The sequence below is a fragment of the Algoriphagus sp. AGSA1 genome (genome assembly GCF_021390545.1).
In the GTDB taxonomy this organism is placed as follows: Bacteria; Bacteroidota; Bacteroidia; order Cytophagales; family Cyclobacteriaceae; genus Algoriphagus.
Window position 1 is genome coordinate 111,101 of sequence record NZ_JAJUWR010000004.1, and the last position, 20,412, is coordinate 131,512.

Consider the following 20,412-nt stretch of genomic DNA (forward strand, 5'->3'; position numbering starts at 1 on the left):
ATTTAATAATCTACTATTTATCAGATATTTAATCCTATACATTTAAAGTAAAAACACTTGACATCTAATTGAATAAAAATATTGTCAGAGGCCAGAGAAAGCAGAGGTAATGTGAGTTTCCCGCATGGGGAGAGACGAACAGTCCAGCGGGCCAAAGTGTGAGAACCGACTTTTATCCCTAGTCAATCTTCCTCTGGTTTTATAATTACCTTTTCACGCAAGACTGACATCACACTGAAGTAGCCCAAGACTTCCTTATTGCCGTTCAGGTCTTGAATATTTGTCTCCGGGTTTTGGGGAGGTGGTGAAAAAAGCCCCCCATCGGAATAAAAGAGATTAACCAGCTGGACGAAGTAATCGTACGGCTTCTTGTTCATTCTGTAAAGCTCCAGTTGCACAGTATCCTTAGCGTCAAAAGCATAATCCAACTCCAGGCCATTTTCGAAGAACCTGAGCCCAAAAGTATCGTCAAACAGCATATAATCACTCCTCCTATCCTTTAAAGTATCGTTTTCTATAACCCTGATCCTGTAATAATTATTCTCCTCATAGGGGATCTTCCCATACACTTTGATATAATAACCTTCATCTCTGAACAACCTCTCTTCTTCATACTTATAGGTAAGGCTATCTACAATAGGAGGAGGTAAAAGAGTGCCCTCTGATTGAAATTCATAATCCTCCCATTGCACGTTGAGCTGATAGGACTCACCGATCACTCCCACCGCACCAGAACGCTGCGCCCTATAACTCCCAGATTCTTCATAGTATCGAAAAGGCAACACGGTACTTCCATCCGTTGTGCTGATGGAGACCATGGCATCTTTTATTATCACATTTTCAGAGGTATCCAGGTAGTTTTTAGCCAAAGTGACCTTCACTTCATTATAAAAATTATTGTCAGTCCACACGCCTTCTATTACCGGGATCTCCCCCTTTAGGGTTCCCAAAGGAAGGTTTACTTCCTCTTGGCAGGATGATATAATCAAAACAAGCAGTATTAAACCGGATAATCTCATTTCAAAATTCAAAATTATAGGTAAGTGAAGGTAAGAAGGTAAACAAATAAGTCATCACTATTCCGTTTCGGGAAGTAGTTGCAGGACCACTTTCATCGGAATCATAGTTTATATCCTCATTGTAGATTTTCTTAAACTCATAAGAAAATGGATTCTTTCTTCCATACAGATTATATATGCTGAAATTCCAGCTTCCTCTCCACTTCCTTCCTTTGTCAGCATTTTTCCACGTGACGGAAGCATCCATTCTGTGGTAATCCGGAAACCGATCTTCATTTCTGAATTTAGAATAATACGGTACGCCTTGGCCATCGACTTCATAAAGCCCTATTGGAAAGGAAACAGCCTGCCCGGTAGTATAAATGAAAGTGACCCCTGCTGACCAGGTAGGGGAAAACTCATGATTTAGCACCAAGGTCACATCATGGGGGCGATCATAGCGTGGATTATACTTCAATCCTTCAGAAACACCGGGAGTTTTCCTCCAGGATCTGGACCAGGTATAGGAAAGCCACCCGGTGGTTTTCCCCTCATTTTTTCTTAATAGAAACTCAAGACCATATGCGTACCCATTCCCTTCCAATATTTCAGTTTCCACCCGATCAGTAAATAATACCTGTGCCCCGTTTCTCAGGTCGATGATATTTTTAAAGTTCTTATAGTATCCCTCTACCGAAAACTCCCAGAGGTTATTGTCAAAGTTTCTAAATACGCCCAGAGAAACCTGATCTGAGCGTATCGGCGGGACATAAGTCCCTGCAAGCAACCATCGGTCTATAGGTAGTCCGGCAGAGCTATTGGATGCGATCTGTACGTATTGGAAGTTGCGGTTGTAGGCAGTTTTGATCGAAAGTTGGTCGTTAATCAAATACCGAAATGCCACCCTGGGCTCCAGCCCTTGATAATAGTTCATCTTTTCAAAAGTGTCGTAAGCCACAGAGTCGATAACATCCGCGTCAGGGTCAGGCACTCCCCCATCATAGATATAATCGACCCCACTTCCCACCTGATTATACAGGCCCCATCTAAGTCCTATTTCCGAACTGAGTTTCGTGGTGATTTCATACGTGGCACCTCCGAAAAGACTGGTAAGTAAGCCGTTCTTGGAACTGGTGTTTATCGACTGGATATTGCTATCCGGTACCGGATTCAATTCTATAGGGGCAAAATGGTAATACTGGCTATGAACGCCGGCATACACCTGCAAAGACTCATCCTTTACATAGGTCAAGTTGGCTTTTACCCCAGACTCCGAAAGTTTATTCTTCCAATCAAAGCCATTGTCAGGATCTGTGAAATCCACCTGATAGGAATACATGGAGTGATATCCCTGCAGATCGAAATAAAGCCTTTCGGAAATATTCCTATTCCAATTGACCGAGGAAATCCAGTTGGTCCACCCCAGTCCGAATTCATCATCAAGCCCAAGAAAGTCCCTGCCCTGATAGCTGGATATGGTAAGTTTGTCCCGATCACTCAGCAGAAATGAGAGTTTTCCACTCAAATCATGGAAATTGAGTTTATTATTATTGATTTCCGGATCATTGGATAGTTTTAAGAACACATCCGCATACGTTCTTCTGCCCGAAATCACAAAAGTGGATTTGTCAGAAAAAAGTGGCCCATCAAGCGTAATTCTGGAAGAAATCGTCCCTATGCCTCCCTGTCCATGGATTTTTTGGTTATTGCCTTCACGCAGGGACACATCGATAAGGGAAGAAAGCCTACCTCCAAACGAGGCAGGCATGTTTCCTTTATAGAGCTCCACCTTTTCCAGCGCATCAGGATTGAACACCGAAAAGAACCCGAAAAAATGCGAAGGATTATAAATAGGTGCGCCGTCGAGTTGCACCAGATTCTGGTCTGCCGACCCTCCCCGAACAAAGAGGCCGGTTGTGCCCTCACCTGCTGTCTGTACTCCCGGCAGCAATTGTAAACTCCTGAGTAAATCCACCTCTCCAAAGAGCGCGGGAATATTTTTGATAGTGGCGATGGGGAGAGAAGCCTTGCCTGTCTCCATACTTCTCACCTGTTCGTCGGCTTTTCTTCCCTGAATAGTAACTTCCTCCAGAGACATTTCCTCGGGTTTCAAGAAAAAACGCTGTTCCTTTTCCAGATCCTTTGCATTAATCTGTCGGGAGGAGGTTTCAAAACCAATATAGGAAACCACTATTCGCATGGGCAAGGATTTGACTTTGATCTGAAAAAGCCCATCTTCATCACTGATTACTCCGGAAGCCATCTCATTCTCCCAATATACACTAGCACCGGGGAGCGGGGTGGAACTGCTTGCATCCAGGACTTTTGCGGAAAAAACGCTTGATTCCTGACCAAAAACCTCTGAAAAAGTTAAAACTAAAATAGAAAATATAACCAATCTGATTTGGGTTACGATAGCCCTCATGTTCCTTTTATTAAAATAACAATCCTAAAGCTAGACGTTTCAAAAAAATTAATGTTTGTTAATTATTAAGAACATTTGGAAATAGCCCCGTCACTTTTAAAAATCCTCCTTTTAAAGTAAGCTTTATTTTATAATTTCAGGCTATGATTTGGGCATATCCGGACGTAAAACTCACCCTCTTGCTTGCCGGCATTTTCGGCTTGCTGTATTTTATCCATTTATTCCGCTACTGGAAGATCAACAAAAAGCTGATCGTACAGAAGCGAAGGCTATTTACGAAGCTAGTGATCAGGACATTATACTTTTCACTATTCTTGATTGCTTTTGCAGGGCCTTCCGTTGGCACCTCCCTGAAGGAAATCCAGGAAGAAGGCAAGGACATCTTCATCGCCGTGGATCTCTCCCAGTCCATGAATGCGACTGACATCGGGCCGAGCAGGCTACAGCGTATTAAGTTTGAGTTGAAAAACTTAACGAAAAGTTTTCCATCGGATAGGATAGGATTGATTATTTTCAGTTCAGAGGCCTTTATGCAATGCCCGCTTACGTTCGATCAGAGTGTGTTACAGTTGTATATTGATGGGCTGAATACCGGTCTGGTGCCCAATTATGGGACAGATCTTTCAGGGCCTTTAAGAATGGCGGAGGAAAGATTCTTGAATGATGAAAGCAAGGAATTAAAATCCAAAACAATAATATTAATCTCTGATGGGGAAAATTTTGGCGATGATCTGGATGATGTAGGTAGCCGTCTAAACAGTGAAGGGATTAAGGTGTTTTCCCTAGGAATAGGAACAGAAGCCGGAAGTAGTATTCCGCGAGGGAATGGAGTGGTAATAGATCCACAGACCGGCAAGCCCGCCCAGACTGTATTAGACCGTGTTCCTTTGCAGCAGATTGCCGCAGAAACAAATGGACAGTATTTTGAGATTTCGGATGAAGTATCAGAAGTCGGGGATTTGATCGCTGCTTTGGAACGTGTGGAAGGCGGGGTGACCGGATCCAGACTGGTAGAAGCTTCAGCTAATAAATATTTCTATTTTCTATTGGCCGGCTTAGTCCTTTCTTTGCTGGACATGATGTTACCGATCAAAACTATAAAACTATAAATGAGCTGGACTAAGCTAACCTTGGCATTATTTCTCCTGATACCCGCTTCCTGGACCCGGGTTTCCAGACTGAATTCCGCCATAGATCGGGCAGGTGAAAGCTATGCAAAAGCTGAATATGAACAGTCAATCACCAACCATCAGGTTCTGATTGATGAATTTGCCTATTCTTCCCCTGAGCTTGATTACAACCTAGGTCTCAGTAATCAATATGCGGAAAAACCTGACGAAGCCAGTGAGTATTTCGACAAGGCTTCCATCTCGTCAAACAAAATGCTGGCTTCCTTTGCCTTTAATCAGGGAGGCGTGATTCTAGGGAATAAAAAAGAATATGAAGCGGCGCTGTCAAAATTCAAATCAGCACTTATACAAGATCCAAACAATGAAGTAGCCAGACACAATTACGAATTGCTGTCAAGGTGGCTGCAACGTGATGAGGAACGAAAGAATGAAGAGCAAAACAAACCAGAGCCTTCAGACTTTGCAAAACGCAAAAAAGCAGAGGCGGACCGGCTAGTGGAACAATTCCGATTTAAAGATGCGTTGAATACAATGACTGAAGCGCTGCAACAAGATGAGACTGTGGCTGCCTATCAGGATTTTATCACAAGTTTACAAGAAATCACAGAGATCGATGAGCAATTATAAACTACTTATAGTACTGGGCATTGTTTTCTCAGTATGCACCACTGAAGGTAGAGCCCAAACTTCCGGTGAATACTTCAACCGGGCTGCGCGCTCCTATGTCAAAACTGAAAAAGACCAGGCCTTAGCCACGGTAAATGATGGACTGACCAAATACCCGGGAGATTCAAAGCTTCAAGCTTTGAAAGAAAAACTGGAGAAAGAACAGGAAGAACAGGATAAACAGGATCAGCAAAACCAGCAGAATCAAGACCAGGAAAACCAAGAACAGAAAGAGCAACAGCAGGATAATTCCAGCCAGGGTGAAGATGGTGAGCAGCAGGAATCCAAAGATGATGGGGATAAAACCAACGAGGACAAGGCTAAGGATTCCCAGTCAGGTGATCCCTCAGAACAAAGTGAGGACAAACCGGGAGAAAATGCCAATGACCAGATGGATGCCAATCTAGCTGATAAGCAGAAAGCGATGGAGGAGTTCAAGGAAAAGCTGAAAGCGATGAACCTCACGCCAGAGCAGGCTGCCCAAATTCTTGAAAGCATGAATTCGGCGGAACTACGCTACATTCAACAAAACAAAAAGAAAGCAACCGAGAGGCCTAAAAGAGGTATTCCTGATTGGTAAAATTCAGATTTTAGAATCAAGACATTAGACGTGAGACAAAGGATTCCAGATTCCAGATGACGTCAGAAAAAGTGCTTCAATTCTTAGAGTAGCATGTTACCTGACAGGGGGCTACTATATTTTGGTTAATGTCTCTTCTTGGTTCTTGTATCTAAAATCTAGCGTCTAATATCAACAAAACCCAAATTAACATGATCAAAGAAGTTTATATCGTATCTGCAGTAAGAACCCCACTAGGAAGCTTCGGAGGCAAGTTGGCCGGACTCACAGCTGTGGAGCTAGGCAGTGCGGCTATCAAAGGCGCACTTGAAAAATCCGGAGTAAAGGCCGAGTCTGTCCAGGAAGTCTTCATGGGAAATGTATTATCCGCCAACTTGGGACAGGCACCTGCAAGGCAAGCATCCATTGGTGCCGGAATCGGCTATAACGTGCCTTGCACTACTGTAAATAAAGTGTGTGCATCCGGGATGAAGGCAGTGATGTTTGGTGCGCAATCCATCATGCTGGGGATAAACGATGTAGTGGTGGCCGGTGGTATGGAAAGCATGTCAAACGTACCCTATTATATACCAAAAGCAAGGTTTGGTTATAAATATGGAAATGCGGAATTCGTCGATGGCCTAGCAAAAGACGGGCTTTTTGAGGTTTACTATAAATTCCCGATGGGAAACTGTGCTGATAATACGGCCAGGGAAATGAAAATTTCAAGGGAAGAACAGGATGCCTATGCCATACAATCCTATCAGCGCTCCGCAGACGCCTGGGCAAAGGGATACTTCAAAGATGAGGTGGTTCCGGTAGAAATAAAAGGACGAAAAGGTGAAGCAATCCTGATAGACGAGGATGAGGAATACAAGAATGTAATGTTTGACAAAATCCCATCCCTCCGACCCGTTTTTGATAAGGAAGGAACAGTCACAGCAGCCAATGCTTCCACCATGAACGACGGAGCTTCGGCTTTGGTGCTGGTGAGTAAAGAAAAAGCAGATGAACTGGGACTAAAACCCCTGGCAAAAATCAGAGGTTTCGCCGATGCGGCCACTGACCCATTATGGTTCACTACCGCCCCGGCTTTGGCTATCCCTAAAGCACTACAGCATGCTGGACTGAAAGCAGAAGACGTGGATTTCTATGAGATCAATGAAGCCTTCTCGGCGGTTGCTTTGGCCAATCAGAGAGAATTGAACTTGGACAATGACCGAATAAACGTTTTCGGTGGCGCGGTTTCCCTGGGACATCCTCTGGGAGCCTCAGGAGCAAGAATCATCAGCACATTGAACTCCGTTCTCCACCATAAAAACGGCAAGATCGGCGTGGCGGGAATCTGTAATGGAGGGGGAGGTGCTTCGGCACTGGTTATTGAGAAAATGTAACTAGAATCAGCGGCCTAATAGTAGAAATCGCCGCGTGTTTATTCACTGATTTCTACTATTACAGGAGCGTTATCTCTTATTTCCTCAGTTACGCTACTCAACAAAATATCTCCATCCGTCAAATCCCCAAACACTTCAATCATATCACCTCCATTTCTTCCTAGACTCACAGGAATCCAGGTAGAACTGTCATTTTCCGCTTTTATGACAAACATTCCCAGCGTAGAATTGAGGACTGCAGATTGGGGTACCGCAAAACTATTCCCATCAGTATTGACTGGAATAGTTACTTCAGCTACCATTCTGGGCAATAACTCACCTTCAGAGTTGTCCACATCCATTTCTACTCTTTCGGATCGCAGGCGATCATCCAGTGCCCCTGCTTGTCTGGAAACTTTCGCTTTGAATAGTTTGCCCGGAAAAGAGCGAACGGTGAATTCTACTACATCGTTTTTCTCCAAGCTGGAAGCATATAACTCCGGGACATTTACCACAAGCCGGAGCTTTTTCTGTTCCAGCAGCGTAAAGAGCGGCAATTCCGACCCCCTGCCAGAAGGACCTACATAAGCGCCTGGACTGATATTTCTTGTGGCAATTACTCCTGCGAAAGGAGCTCTAATTTCCAAGTAATTCTTGGTATCTGTGATTTCTTGATAGGCGGCTTTGGCAGATTCCAATTTGGCCAGATCAGACCGCTCATTGGCAAAGGCCATATCCAGATCATTTTGAGAAACAGTCCCAGGAGTCTTACTGGTTTTCACAAGACGTTCATAATGGGCTTTGCTTGCCATATAAACAGCCTCAAAAGATTTCAACTGTGATTCTGCCCCAGCCAATTGAGAACTGATCTCTGGAGCTTCAAGGGTCACCAACAGTTGGCCCTGTTTCACTTCAGACCCAACATCCACTAAAATCACCTTGACAAAACTACTAACCTTTGCATAGAGGTCCACCTGCTGGTTTGCAATAAGTTCTCCAGGAATTCGGAAAGAGGAAGACACTGCCCCTTTCTTTAAGCGAAACCCCTTATGCGTCAAAACGGTAGTCTCTTTTGTGGAGCCAGGGATTTTTTTCCCTTCGGATTTACAGCCTTGAACAGCCATTGCAACCACTAGGCAAAGAGGCATTGTAAACTTTATAAATTGTCTGATTTTCATTTTTCTGCTAGTTAGATAAGCAATCATATTCAATCGGTAAAAGTTAATTGGAGGGAGGAATGTAGTGGATACTTTGATCATCTTCCGGATCAAGAGAAACGCTTTGCGTCGCACTTTTGGCCTGGGCCCATGAGAATGCAATCGGTAAAATAACCAATGCTGCAACTGTCGAAGCGATCAAACCGCCAATCACCGCCCTTCCCAATGGAGAAGTCTGCTCAGCCCCCTCTCCCATCCCTATGGCCATTGGGATCATTCCGACCACCATTGCCATCGCTGTCATCACGATCGGTCTTACACGCAGTGAGGCAGCTTCCATAGCAGACTTGGACGCATCAGCATTTTTCAACCGCAGTTCTTCGGCGTTGGTGATGAGAAGAACCGCATTGGAAATAGAAACCCCTACTGACATGATAATCCCCATGTAAGATTGAAGATTTAGTGTTGCCCCTGTTGCGATCAGTAAAAGCAGCGAGCCCAGCAGAACAGCCGGCACCGTCACCAATACCACACCTGATACTTTGAAAGATTGGAAGTTCGCCGCAAGCATCAGGAAGATCACCACGATTGCGACTAAAAGTCCCCCTTCCAGACTATCCAGTGTTTCGATTAGTGTAGCACTCATCCCGATTAGCTCCACCTTCAAGCCTCTGGGCAATTCGCCAAGTGATGCAATAGCCTCATTCACATCAGCTGCCGCTGTCGCCAGATCCATATCATTTAGATTAGCAGTGATTGTTTGCATGGGGTTTGCACCAAGGTTATCGATTTCTCCTTCAGTTCTACCCTCCTCAAACGTGGCAATATCACTGAGTACCGGTCGTGCCGAATTCCTTTTGACAGGAATCTGACCTATTTCATCGATACTGTTCATCTGCCCTTCCGGCACCTGAATCTGCACATTATAGCTGTTCCCATTAGGTCTGTCCACCCAGACATTTTTCTCCGTGAATCTGGAGGAAGAGGTAGATGCAATAAGCGAACGTGACACATCACTGATATCGACTCCAAGCTGAGCGGCACGAAGCCTGTCAATAGAAATAGTTATAGTCGGGTAGTTTACAGATTGCCCTATCTGAATATCCCTGAGATAATCAATGGTTTTCAGCTTGTCTATTAGTTTCCTCGCATATTCCCTGTTTGTGGCTTTGTTACGGCCCACAAATCGAACTTCAATTGGTGTAGGAGAACCTTGGCTAAGGATTTTATCGGTTAATTCTATGGGTTCAAAAGACAAGGTCATTCCGGGATTGATTGTGCTGGCTTTAGTACGAATAGCATCTTTGAGTTCATCAAGATTCACTTCGTAATCGCTCTTTAGCGCCACCTGAAGCACTGCCTCGTGTGGACCGGACATCCAGAGAAAAATCGGATTGATGGAGTAAAGCTGGGGATGCAATCCAACATAAGCAGAAGTCACTGAAACATTCTCTTTCCCGACGATTTCATCTATTCCAGCCAGCAGTTTGATCGTTTCTGCCTCGGTAGTTTCCATCCTAGTCCCATCGGGCAGTTTCATTCTCAACTGAAACTGACTTCCATCCACTCTTGGCAAAACATCCCTACCGATCCCATTTACCAGTAGTGCTACCAGTCCTATACTGACGATCAAGTACACGATCAATACGGGCTTACGATAAGGAAGCAATGCTTGAACCAAGCCCAAATAACGTCTTCTGAATCGTTCAAATAGGCTGATTTTACCATCTTTATTTATATCGACACGCTCTGCAAGCAATACTTTTTGTTCGTGACTGCCTTCCAAAGAACTTTCTAAACCAGCGAAATCCATCTCTTCCCTGTCAGTCATTTGACTTCCGTCAGGCTTCACATGGTGTTTTACTTTCATCAGCCAATTTGCTAGGACGGGCACAAAAGTCTGGGAAAGGAAATAGGATGCTATCATACTAAATCCGATAGCCAAAGCAAGGGGAAGGAAAAGGGATCCAGGAATTCCTCCCATGGTAAATGCCGGTGCGAATACGGCAAGAATACATAGCAAAATCAGCAATTTTGGAAAAGCGATTTCCGAACAGGCATGCCAGATCGCCAGTGCTTTGGGTTTGCCCATATCGAAATGCTGGTGGATATTTTCGATCGTCACCGTACTTTCATCCACCAAGATCCCAATGGCCAGAGCCAGTCCACTTAAGGTCATAATATTTACTGTCTGACCAAAAAGATTCAAAAAAAGTACTGAAGTAATAATAGATGCCGGAATCGTCAATATCACGATCAAAGCTCCCCGTGCATCTCCCAAGAAGAGCAATACCATTAATCCTGTCAGGACTGCCCCAATAATTCCTTCATGCATTAAACTTTCCACAGAATTAATCACATATTGGGACTGGTCAAATTCGAAAGTCAGCTTGACATCTTCCGGTAACTGATCCTGTATATCGGGAATGGATTTCTTCAAGTTTTGAACCACTTCCCAAGTGGAAGCATCAGCACTTTTGGCTATACTCAGATACACCGACCTTCTGCCATTTACGAGTGCATAACCAGATGCAATATCGGCCCCATCTTCCACAGTGGCTATATCCTTCATATAGAGGTTGTGGACCCCCTCTTTAAAAAGAGGTATATCACCAAACTCTTCCACTGTGTTCAAAATGGTATTTGCAGGAGTCAGGTAATTTTTGTCCCCAATCCGAACATTCCCTGAAGGAGTTGTAATGTTATTGACGCGCATAGCTTCGACGAGCTGATCAGGCGTGAGGTTGTGGTCACGCAGCTTCTGGGGATCCACTTTGATAACCACCGTCCTGGAGCTTCCCCCAAAAGGAGGTGAAGAAACCAGCCCCGGAATATCCGTAAATGTGGATCGAACGTTGATATTTGCGATATCCAGCAGCTCATTGTTGCTTCTGGTGTCAGAGCTTAGAACTAATTGTCCGACCGGCAAAGTGGACGCATCAAAACGAATAATAAACGGCGGATTTGATCCCGGAGGAAAAACAGCCTGTATTCTATTGGAAAAGGCACTGATCTCCGCTGCCGCCTGCGCCATGTCCGTACCTGGATAAAACTCAATTTTCATCAAGGTCAGCCCTTGGATGTTTTTAGTCGTAATCTGCTTTATCCCATTGACAAAGAGGAAGATATTCACATATCGCTTGCCATAAAATGCTTCCATTTGCTCAGGCATATAACCCCCATGCGGGTGAGACAGATACAACACCGGCAGATCTAGCTGGGGAAATATATCAATCTTGATCGTGTTCACTGCCTTAATTCCAAAGAACAACAGGCCAACGACCACCACCAAGATTGTAATCGGTTTTCTCAATGCAAAACGTATCAATTCCATGTCAATCTCGGTGGTTTAAAGTTGGTCTTCGAATAAGCTATAATCCCCGGCTGCCGCTGCCTTGAATAGCAAAGCCTGCCACACATTATTTGTTGCAATAGCATGATCAGTTTCTGCACGGATTAAGAGATAAAGAGCCTGGGTAACATTCACCAGATCAGTGAGTCCATTATCATATAGAGCGACCTGTCTCTGATAAGCCTGTGATGCTGCTTTTACCTGAATAGGTGCTTCCTTGGCACTCTCAAGTGCGTTTTGCAATTTTTTGTCAGACAAAGTCCCCTGTAGGCGGATCTGCTGATCGGTTTGTCTGTATTCTTCCAGCAGTGCCAAGTTGATGAATTTCTGAGATTGAACTTGCTTGGAGGTCCTGAGAATCTGTGAAAGGTTCCAGGTGAGCCCCACACCGACCAGGTAGTTTGATCTGGTAGGGCTGATCCCATCCCAATACGAATGGTTGAAATCCGTATTGTCCACATTATAAGTAGGTCCAAATCCAGACGCACGGGTTTGTACAATCCCGATCATAGCAATGGAAGGATACTTAAAAGTTCGCACGTAGGCAGTCTGTTGCTCATTCACATTGACCCGTGCCCGGTACCATTCCAGGATTGGATGAGTTGAGAAACTCGTATCGGCAATAAATCCATGTGGGACCTGAGACAGAAACAAGGTGTCCAATGTGAATTCCTGATCCACAACTCCGATCAAGTTCAAAAGTTTATTTTGAGCTTCCAACTCTCTGTCCAGGGACTTGAGATAAGCAATTTTTGCGTTGGAGAACTCAGCATCAGCCTGAGAAGAATCCACTCCGGCGATCAAACCATTTCTGGCCTTCACCTTCACGATTTGCTGAAAGGTTTCAGCCCTTTCCATGTTTCTTTCGAAAGAAGCCGTAAGCTTATGGGCGGCTACACCATCCAAGTATGCACTCGCCACTCTTACTTGATGCTGGAAAATTTCCTGGATTAGGTTCTTTTGGTCCTGATCGGCAACAGCTTCAGCAGTTTGGATTCTTTTGGACGCTCTACCAAAAGCAAAAACCTCCCAGTTGATATTTGCGACGTAGGACGCTCCAAACGCCGCATCCCAATTTTGCTCACTACGAGGTAAACCCGAAGATGAGACACCATACCCTCCAAATCCCCATAGGGGAGAGATTATCCCGTTCACAGTACCGTAATCCTGCTGGGCCGAAAGTGTAAAATCCGGAAGATATTCCCGCTTGGCCTGCCCGGCCAGTGCTTTTGAGGAGGCGGCATAGTATTCTTTGGCCCGTATATTTCCATAATTGGTCACCGCCATTTCCACCGCCTCCTTAATAGTAAGCTTTTCTTGGGCGGCCAGCTGCTGGGTTGAAATCAACAACAATGGTATAATACACCAAAGCCTGCTGTTCAATTTAATCCTAAATCCGGTTTTCATTCCATTCAGACCTATGTCAGTCTAGTATTTCGTTAAAACTTCAATTTTTTGAATAAATGAGCCGAATATGCAGCTGACAGCATCCATAAAAAAGTCAATGATATAAGCATATCTTTTAGCCGCATGGACAGCTTCCAAACCTTCTCACTTAACTTATTATTGGGCTTATTGATCGTTCAAGACTTAAAAAAAGTCCTATCCCTTTGCTTAGATGCTTAACTTCCGATCCACAAAATTTCGTTTTGTTCCAATGTGGATAGTGTCATGTCCATCTGATTCTTCTGCATGTTAGCACAGGATCTGAAGTATATCACAAACTCGTTGATGATTCTGCTGATCTTTTTTACAAATGGAAAATGCGGTACACGAGAGAAATAGGCATGATATTTCTTATTACGATATCCTATAAAAATTCAGGGATGCCATTTTTGGACAGCAGAATACAACTTATTCAATGAAAATACTCAGGTCTAGGATTTGATCGTTCTTTTTCCAATGAATGGAATATTTGTCAAAGATTTGTCAACTTGCCCACCCCATCTGCAAAACCCAATTCGTGTGAGGAAAATTATTGCTTTTGTGCTTTTCGTCATTTTGTCTCAGCATGCTTACGGACAAGACACCATCCGTACCTATTATGATGAGGAAGAAACCCTCATGAAGGAGATGTATTTTTTGCTGAACGGCAAAGCAAATGGTGAAGTAAGGAGATTTGATGAAGAAGGAAATCTCGTGCTCATCGGGCACTTACAAGACGATAAAAAAAATGGACTGTTTGTCGATTTACATCCTAAGTCAGGTGATACACTTAGGATCATTCCCTTTGTCAACAATATCCGTTCGGGAGAATCGAAAAGTTTTTTTCCCGGAGGAAAATTAAAGCAGACTTCCACTTATTTGGACAATCAATTAGAAGGTCTGGTGACCACCTATTATGAATCAGGTCAGATCAGAGACAAAACCAACTTCAAGAACAACAAGCCTGATGGACTCAGTGAAACATTCTATGAATCGGGAAAACCCGCTACCAGAGCTGTTTTCTCATCGGGAAGATATGATGGCTTGTTTGAAGAGTACGCAGAGAACGGGCAACTTCTGGTAGATGCCCGATATTCAAACGGTGAGCTTCACGGTAGAGAGACACAATATTATGAAAGCGGTGAAGTCCTTTCTGTCATAGATTATTCAAAGGGTATTTTAGATGGGATTTATGAGGTAAATTATCCTGATGGTTCCCCTGAGCGAAGAGGGAGATACAGAAAGGGTTATGAGGACGGTGAATTAGTGTCTTACCATCCCAATGGAACCGTAATGGAAAGGGCATTTTTCAAAAAAGGAATACCTATCCAAACTTCGGACAGATTTTATCCTTCCGGCAAGATCAAACAAAAAACAAGTTTTGACAAATCAGGGAATAAAGTACAGGAAATCCACTATTTTGAAAACGACCAGATCTATTCGGTCACGAATTTTAAAAGCAATCAACCAGAAGGAGAAGTAAGGGTCTATAGAGAAGATGGTAGCTTATCAGAAATCAGAAGATTTTCCCAAGGCAAACTACAGGGTGAGCGTGAATTCTACGATGAAAATGAAAAGCTGTTAAAAACCGAGTTTTACGAAAACGGCAACAAAATCGATAAATAATCAAGGGCTGGAGTAAAGAAAGAAAAAGCTTTTCTATTTTTGCCCAAACGAAACAGCATGAGTAACGCGATCAAAGAAACCCATTTTCAGTTCCCAGATCAACAGGGATTTTACAAAGGCAAAGTACGTGATGTCTATATGTTTGACAAAGAACTGGTTGTGGTGGCGTCTGATAGGATCTCCGCTTTTGATGTGGTTCTCCCCAGGGCTATCCCATACAAAGGTCAGGTCTTGAACCAGATTGCGGCAAAGTTCCTTGCGGCTACGGCTGACATTGTTCCCAACTGGGTCACATCCACCCCAGATCCAAATGTCACTATAGGTATCCGTTGTGAACCATTTAAAGTAGAAATGGTAATCCGTGGCTACATGTCCGGTCATGCTGCCAGGGAGTACAAGGCCGGCAAACGCATGCTATGCGGTGTGGCAATGCCAGATGGTATGCGTGAAAATGATCCATTCCCAGAACCGATCATCACTCCTACTACCAAAGCCGACGAAGGACATGACGAGGATATTTCCCGTGAAGAAATACTGAAGCGGGGAATTGTCAGTGAAACTGATTATGCGCAACTGGAAAAACACACCAGGGCGTTATTCCGGAGAGGTCAGGAAATGGCCAATGAAATGGGATTGATTCTAGTGGACACCAAATATGAATTTGGAAAATCAGGAGATAAAATACTCTTGATTGACGAAATACACACTCCCGATTCTTCCCGCTACTTTTATGCGGATGGATATGAGGAAAACCAGGAAAAAGGAATACCCCAAAAGCAACTCAGCAAAGAATTCGTGAGACAGTGGCTCATTTCCAACGGATTTCAAGGCAAAGACGGACAATCTATACCAGAAATGACAGATGAAATTGTAGAAAGCATCTCTGATCGCTATATTGAGCTCTACGAGAAAATTACCGGCGAAACATTCCAAAAAGCAAATACATCCGAAATCGAGTCTAGAATAGAAAAGGCTATTCTTACCCATCTAGGCTAATTGATCAACTTAACTAATTATGAAATACTCAATAGATAAAAAAGAGCAGTATGTAATCTTCACTCCACAAGAAGAAAAACTGGACTCATTACTAGCTCCAGTATTAAAATCGGAATTGTTGACCATTCATGCTGAAGGCTTCGAAAACCTGGTTTTGGACATGAGCGAAGTGAAGTACGTAGATTCATCAGGACTTAGTGCCCTGCTGGTAGGTGACAGGGAATTTGGGAAAAACGGCGGTATCTTTGTCATATCAGGGGTACAGGATCACGTATTGAAACTGCTGAAGATTTCCATGCTTGATAAGAAACTGAATCTGGTAAGTTCCCTAGAAGAAGCCAGTGAAGCCATCTTCATGCATGCGATTGAAAACGGGGAGGAAGAAGAGGAGGAGGAAGGTTGATACCGGACTTTGAAGTCACTATATTAGGAAACACTTCCTCTATTCCCGTACACGGAAGACATCATACTGCCCAAGTCGTAAGATTTGGGCAGGATTTTTTACTGCTAGATTGCGGGGAGGCCATGCAGCTTCAGGCACGTGCTTATAAGATCAAGGTATCAAAAATCAATTCCATTTTCATATCCCATCTTCACGGTGACCACTACTATGGCTTGATAGGGTTGCTTTCGAGCTATAGTCTAGGCAAGCGAACCACCCCTCTGACCATATTTGGTCCTAGGGGACTGGATGAGATTATCACCACTAATTTCAGATACAGTAATACCAAGCTCCCCTTTCCCTTGAACTTTGTGGAAACATATGACGATGGGCTAAATCTCCTTCTGGACACAACGAGGTATCAGGTATATAGCTTTCCTCTCATACATAGGCTTCCCACGACTGGATTTTTGATCAAAGAAAAGCATGGTTTGAGAAATTTGATCAAGGAAAAGCTTCAGGAAAACAAGCTCCCACTGGCTGCAATCCAATCACTCCGAAAAGGGGAAGATTATAAAGATGAAAACGGAAAAGTATATCGGGTAAAACAGTACACCCATCCCCTGCCCCCACTCCGCACCTATGCGTACTGCTCTGACACCATCTATAACCCAGGGCTGAAGCAATACATAGAAAATGCGGACCTCCTTTACCATGAATCTACATTTATGGAAGACAATGCGGAAAGGGCGGCCACCACGTACCACTGTACTGCCCGACAGGCAGCGGAAATTGCAAAAATCAGCAATGTGAAGAAGCTCCTTTTAGGTCACTTCTCCTCTAGATATGTTAACCTGGAGCCTTTATTGGGGGAGGCAAGGACGGTTTTTGAAGATTCCATTCTAAGTGAAGAAGGCCAGACGTATGCGCTATGAACAAAACTCAAAACTCTCGTAAGACCAATCTCTTTATAATCTTGGGAGGTATATTCCTGACCAATGCCTTGCTTGCTGAGATCATCGGGGTAAAGATATTTTCCGCGGAAAAAACCCTAGGTTTCGACCCTGTCAACTGGCTGTTTTTCGGCGAGTATTTATTGGACTTCAACTTGACCGCCGGAGCGGTGATCTGGCCGGTGGTCTTTATCACCACCGACATCATCAATGAGTACTTTGGCAAAAAGGGTGTGAAGAAAATCTCATTTCTAACCGCAGGCTTGATTGCCTATTCCTTTGTCGTGATCAGTGTAGTCACTGTCTTGACACCGGCTGATTTCTGGTTGAATGTGAATGCGGTGACACCCGATGGTGAAGTCTTTGATATCAGCTATGCGTTCAATACGATCTTCCGACAGGGGTTAGGTATTATCATCGGGTCTCTTACAGCTTTCTTATTGGGTCAGCTGATAGATGTATATGTCTTCCAGAAACTGAGATCCATTACCGGGGAAAGCAAAATCTGGTTAAGGGCTACTGGCTCCACCCTGGTAAGTCAGTTTATTGATTCCTTCGTGGTATTGGGGATAGCTTTTTATGTTTTCGGAAACTGGAGCATGGACCAGATCATCGCAGTAGGCATCATGAATTACCTTTATAAGATGGTAGTGGCTATCGTGCTCACACCTCTACTCTACCTTGGACATGGCATTATAGACCGTTACCTGGGCAAGGAACTTGCTGAAGAAATGATGGCAGAAGCAAGTGAGGATAGGTCGTTTTTATGAGTTAGGATTGGAAGATTGAAAAGTCAACTGAATCAAGAAATTGGTTAAACATTTGAATATCTTTGAGTAATGAAAACTTTGCGGCTAGATATATCAATAACTGATTTGAAGAAATCACTTATAAGCCTGTCCAACGAGGACAAAAAGGAACTCTATTTTTCTTAGAAAATGAGCTGACCAGTGATAGAGTTGAAGAACCTTCTGTGATACATTAGACATCGGAAAAATCACTGGCCAAAGATTGGCTATCAAAAGAAGAAGATGGGCAATGGAAGGATTTGTAAAAGGTGATATCGTTGTAGTTTCTTTTCCCTTTTCAGATTTAGCGCCTCAAAAAGACGGCCTGCTCTAGTTTTAGCTAATGCAGAGAATGGAGATTATTCACTTGGCCAAATCACATCTAAATCTATAAAGGACAAATGGGCATTAGTACTACCTGAAAATCAAATTATTGAAGGATCGCTTTTTAAATCAAGTACCATACGGCCCAACCTGATTTTCACAGCAGATCAACGAATCATACTTCATAGATCAGGATGTATTGATTCATAATTCATTGCTATAGTAGTAAAGAAAACAATTGAGATCATAACTTAAATCTCAATACAATCCTTGGCAAACAGACCTTCTAATTCGCACAACGAAATATTTTTTCTCTAAACCCGCCCATTTATAAAGAATATTCTAAAAATTTTTGAAGACTATTTGGTTTTTCAAATTACTAATCATACTTTTGTGCCGTCAATAAGACATAGAACAATTTTTCGTGCCGTGAATTCCTTACTGTCGCTTGTCGGGATATTTACTAGGACCGAATGGCAGGGAAATTAAGGAAACATCATGGATCAAACACTCAAGTTCTCAGACTTGGGGATTTCTGCGGAAATTCTTAAGTCAGTGGAAGAGATGGGCTATACCCAACCTTCCCCAATTCAATCACAAGCAATTCCTTTTGTACTCGAAGGCAGAGATGTCATCGGTCAGGCCCAAACCGGCACAGGAAAGACTGCTGCATTTTCTATTCCAATCATCGACCTAGTCGATCCAGACTTCAACAAGCCGCAGGCGATAATCCTCTGCCCTACCCGTGAGCTGGCGGTCCAGGTAGAGGGGGAAATCCAAAAGCTAGCCAAATACCACAGAAAAATCAACTCTGTGGCGATATACGGTGGAGAATCAATCGATCGTCAGATCAGGGTTCTCCGTAAAGGCGTGCAGATTGTCGTAGGTACTCCAGGTCGTGTACAAGATCATATCAACCGTGGCACATTGAAACTTGATTCAGTAGGCATCCTTGTGTTGGATGAGGCTGATGAGATGCTGGACATGGGCTTTAGAGATGATATCGAAGCTATTCTGCAAGAAATGCCTGAAGAAAGACAAACTGTTTTCTTTTCGGCTACTATGGCCAAGCCCATCATGGACTTGACCAGAAAATACCAGACAAACCCTGAGATTGTAAAAATCGACAAGAAGGAATTGACGGTATCCAATATAGAACAAACGTATTACGAGGTCAAAAACCCACTGAAACTGGAACTGATGGCCCGTCTGATGAATGTTCACAACATCAACCTAAGCGTGGTGTTCTGTAATACCAAGAGAATGGTAGATGAGGTTACGGAAGGTTTGATAGCCAGAGGAATCGCAGCGGACGCACTTCATGGGGATCTTTCCCAGGCTCAGCGGGACAAGGTAATGGGCAAATTCAGAAAGGGGCTTTGTAAAGTATTGGTAGCAACTGATGTGGCCGCAAGAGGGATAGATGTGGACAATGTAGAAGCAGTGTTCAATTACGATCTTCCTTTGGACGAGGAATATTACGTACACAGGATAGGCCGTACCGGCCGTGCTGGCAGAAACGGCAAAGCGATCAATTTCGTGACAGGCAGAAGGGATAACTTTAAGATGAGGGATTTGGAAAGATACACCAAAGCCACCATCACGAAAATGTCCCCTCCTTCTGCAGCGGAATTGATAGAATTGAAAAAAGCCCAGTTCATCCAGCAAGTTACCGAGCAAGTCCAGAAAGATGAAGACAATCAAATCTTCGAAGCCACCATCGGTCAGATGCTAGCTGAGGGTCTTACCCTTGATCAAGTAGCAGTGGGTCTAATAAAAATAGTAATGGGCGACTCAGTGAAAGAAATGAGCGAACAGAACTTCAGCATTGACACTTACGGTGGAGAGAGAAGAAGAGAAGGCGGACGTGACGGAGGAAGATTCGAAAGAGGTGGACGCGGAGAAAGAGGTGGAAGAAATGAAAGAGGCGGCGAACGTAGAAGGGAATTCGGAAACCGTGAAGGCGGATCTAGAGATGGTGGTAGAAGACCTGAAAGAGTCCGTGAAGCGAACATGACCCGTTTATTTTTGAATCTAGGTAAAAAAGACAGGATTCGTCCAAATGATATAGTAGGCGCGATTGCCGGAGAGACAGGTGTACCGGGACGTAGCATTGGAGGCATCGATATCTATGACAATTTCTCGTTTGTGGATGTACCTTCCAAAGATGCGGACCAAGTGATCAACGGAATGAGAAACAATACCATCAAGGGCAAAAGTGTCAATATGGAAGTTTCCAAAGGATAATTAGAAGCATT

The 20,412-nt window shown here is 43.7% G+C and carries 15 protein-coding genes; 10 read left to right on the forward strand and 5 right to left on the reverse strand.

Annotated features, from left to right (window positions below):
• Positions 1-182 precede the first annotated feature (182 nt).
• Positions 183-989, reverse strand: a complete 807-nt coding sequence (locus tag LZF95_RS03715; RefSeq protein WP_233753643.1) for a DUF4249 family protein — start codon at positions 987-989, stop codon at positions 183-185.
• Positions 990-1,020: 31 nt separating this feature from the next.
• Positions 1,021-3,423: a TonB-dependent receptor gene (locus LZF95_RS03720; protein WP_233753644.1), complete on the reverse strand. Its 2,403-nt coding sequence runs from the start codon at positions 3,421-3,423 to the stop codon at positions 1,021-1,023.
• A 143-nt stretch (positions 3,424-3,566) separates the two neighbouring features.
• On the opposite strand from LZF95_RS03720, the gene LZF95_RS03725 reads away from it, so the two are divergent.
• The 4 genes from LZF95_RS03725 (at position 3,567) to LZF95_RS03740 (ending at position 7,172) form a co-directional block, all read left to right on the forward strand.
• Positions 3,567-4,532 (forward strand): VWA domain-containing protein, encoded by a 966-nt coding sequence (locus LZF95_RS03725; RefSeq protein ID WP_233753645.1) that lies wholly within the window; start codon positions 3,567-3,569, stop codon positions 4,530-4,532.
• Positions 4,533-5,180 carry a hypothetical protein gene (locus LZF95_RS03730; protein ID WP_233753646.1) on the forward strand — a complete coding sequence of 216 codons (648 nt, stop codon included), beginning with the start codon at positions 4,533-4,535 and terminating at the stop codon, positions 5,178-5,180.
• Entirely contained in the window at positions 5,167-5,799 is a 633-nt protein-coding gene (locus tag LZF95_RS03735) for a hypothetical protein (RefSeq protein WP_233753647.1), read from the forward strand. The genes LZF95_RS03730 and LZF95_RS03735 overlap by 14 nt, the downstream gene beginning before the upstream one ends.
• A gap of 194 nt (positions 5,800-5,993) precedes the next feature.
• The gene (locus LZF95_RS03740) at positions 5,994-7,172 is read left to right on the forward strand and encodes an acetyl-CoA C-acyltransferase (protein ID WP_233753753.1); all 1,179 of its coding nucleotides are present in this window, start codon (positions 5,994-5,996) and stop codon (positions 7,170-7,172) included.
• A 38-nt stretch (positions 7,173-7,210) separates the two neighbouring features.
• Here LZF95_RS03740 and LZF95_RS03745 read toward each other — a convergent pair whose 3' ends face one another.
• Genes LZF95_RS03745 through LZF95_RS03755 form a run of 3 tightly spaced genes read right to left on the reverse strand, consistent with a single transcriptional unit; the run spans position 7,211 to position 13,067 of the window.
• Positions 7,211-8,329 carry an efflux RND transporter periplasmic adaptor subunit gene (locus tag LZF95_RS03745; RefSeq protein WP_233753648.1) on the reverse strand — a complete coding sequence of 373 codons (1,119 nt, stop codon included), beginning with the start codon at positions 8,327-8,329 and terminating at the stop codon, positions 7,211-7,213.
• Positions 8,330-8,372: 43 nt separating this feature from the next.
• Entirely contained in the window at positions 8,373-11,642 is a 3,270-nt protein-coding gene (locus LZF95_RS03750; protein WP_233753649.1) for an efflux RND transporter permease subunit, read from the reverse strand.
• A gap of 15 nt (positions 11,643-11,657) precedes the next feature.
• Positions 11,658-13,067, reverse strand: a complete 1,410-nt coding sequence (locus LZF95_RS03755; RefSeq protein ID WP_233753650.1) for a TolC family protein — start codon at positions 13,065-13,067, stop codon at positions 11,658-11,660.
• Positions 13,068-13,625: 558 nt separating this feature from the next.
• Here LZF95_RS03755 and LZF95_RS03760 point away from each other — a divergent pair.
• The 6 genes from LZF95_RS03760 (at position 13,626) to LZF95_RS03785 (ending at position 20,401) form a co-directional block, all read left to right on the forward strand.
• A complete protein-coding gene (locus LZF95_RS03760; RefSeq protein ID WP_233753651.1) occupies positions 13,626-14,711 on the forward strand; it encodes a toxin-antitoxin system YwqK family antitoxin in 1,086 nt (361 codons plus the stop codon).
• 57 nt (positions 14,712-14,768) lie between these two features.
• Entirely contained in the window at positions 14,769-15,707 is a 939-nt protein-coding gene (locus tag LZF95_RS03765; RefSeq protein ID WP_233753652.1) for a phosphoribosylaminoimidazolesuccinocarboxamide synthase, read from the forward strand.
• 19 nt (positions 15,708-15,726) lie between these two features.
• On the forward strand, positions 15,727-16,110 hold the full coding sequence (locus LZF95_RS03770) for an STAS domain-containing protein (protein ID WP_233753653.1): 384 nt from the start codon (positions 15,727-15,729) through the stop codon (positions 16,108-16,110).
• Positions 16,107-17,024: a ribonuclease Z gene (locus tag LZF95_RS03775; protein ID WP_233753654.1), complete on the forward strand. Its 918-nt coding sequence runs from the start codon at positions 16,107-16,109 to the stop codon at positions 17,022-17,024. Before LZF95_RS03770 ends, LZF95_RS03775 begins: the two co-directional genes overlap by 4 nt.
• Positions 17,021-17,812 carry a queuosine precursor transporter gene (locus tag LZF95_RS03780; RefSeq protein ID WP_233753655.1) on the forward strand — a complete coding sequence of 264 codons (792 nt, stop codon included), beginning with the start codon at positions 17,021-17,023 and terminating at the stop codon, positions 17,810-17,812. The genes LZF95_RS03775 and LZF95_RS03780 overlap by 4 nt, the downstream gene beginning before the upstream one ends.
• Positions 17,813-18,652: 840 nt before the next feature.
• Positions 18,653-20,401, forward strand: a complete 1,749-nt coding sequence (locus LZF95_RS03785; protein WP_233753656.1) for a DEAD/DEAH box helicase — start codon at positions 18,653-18,655, stop codon at positions 20,399-20,401.
• Positions 20,402-20,412 lie beyond the last annotated feature (11 nt).

Excerpts from the sequence above, each read along its gene's own strand:
- LZF95_RS03725 (WP_233753645.1), top strand. The coding sequence starts at position 3,567 with ATGATTTGGGCATATCCGGACGTAAAACTCACCCTCTTGCTTGCCGGC.
- LZF95_RS03735 (WP_233753647.1), top strand. The coding sequence starts at position 5,167 with ATGAGCAATTATAAACTACTTATAGTACTGGGCATTGTTTTCTCAGTA.
- LZF95_RS03720 (WP_233753644.1), bottom strand. The coding sequence starts at position 3,423 with ATGAGGGCTATCGTAACCCAAATCAGATTGGTTATATTTTCTATTTTA.
- LZF95_RS03770 (WP_233753653.1), top strand. The coding sequence starts at position 15,727 with ATGAAATACTCAATAGATAAAAAAGAGCAGTATGTAATCTTCACTCCA.
- LZF95_RS03730 (WP_233753646.1), top strand. The coding sequence starts at position 4,533 with ATGAGCTGGACTAAGCTAACCTTGGCATTATTTCTCCTGATACCCGCT.
- LZF95_RS03745 (WP_233753648.1), bottom strand. The coding sequence starts at position 8,329 with ATGAAAATCAGACAATTTATAAAGTTTACAATGCCTCTTTGCCTAGTG.
- LZF95_RS03750 (WP_233753649.1), bottom strand. The coding sequence starts at position 11,642 with ATGGAATTGATACGTTTTGCATTGAGAAAACCGATTACAATCTTGGTG.
- LZF95_RS03765 (WP_233753652.1), top strand. The coding sequence starts at position 14,769 with ATGAGTAACGCGATCAAAGAAACCCATTTTCAGTTCCCAGATCAACAG.
- LZF95_RS03785 (WP_233753656.1), top strand. The coding sequence starts at position 18,653 with ATGGATCAAACACTCAAGTTCTCAGACTTGGGGATTTCTGCGGAAATT.
- LZF95_RS03780 (WP_233753655.1), top strand. The coding sequence starts at position 17,021 with ATGAACAAAACTCAAAACTCTCGTAAGACCAATCTCTTTATAATCTTG.
- LZF95_RS03755 (WP_233753650.1), bottom strand. The coding sequence starts at position 13,067 with ATGAAAACCGGATTTAGGATTAAATTGAACAGCAGGCTTTGGTGTATT.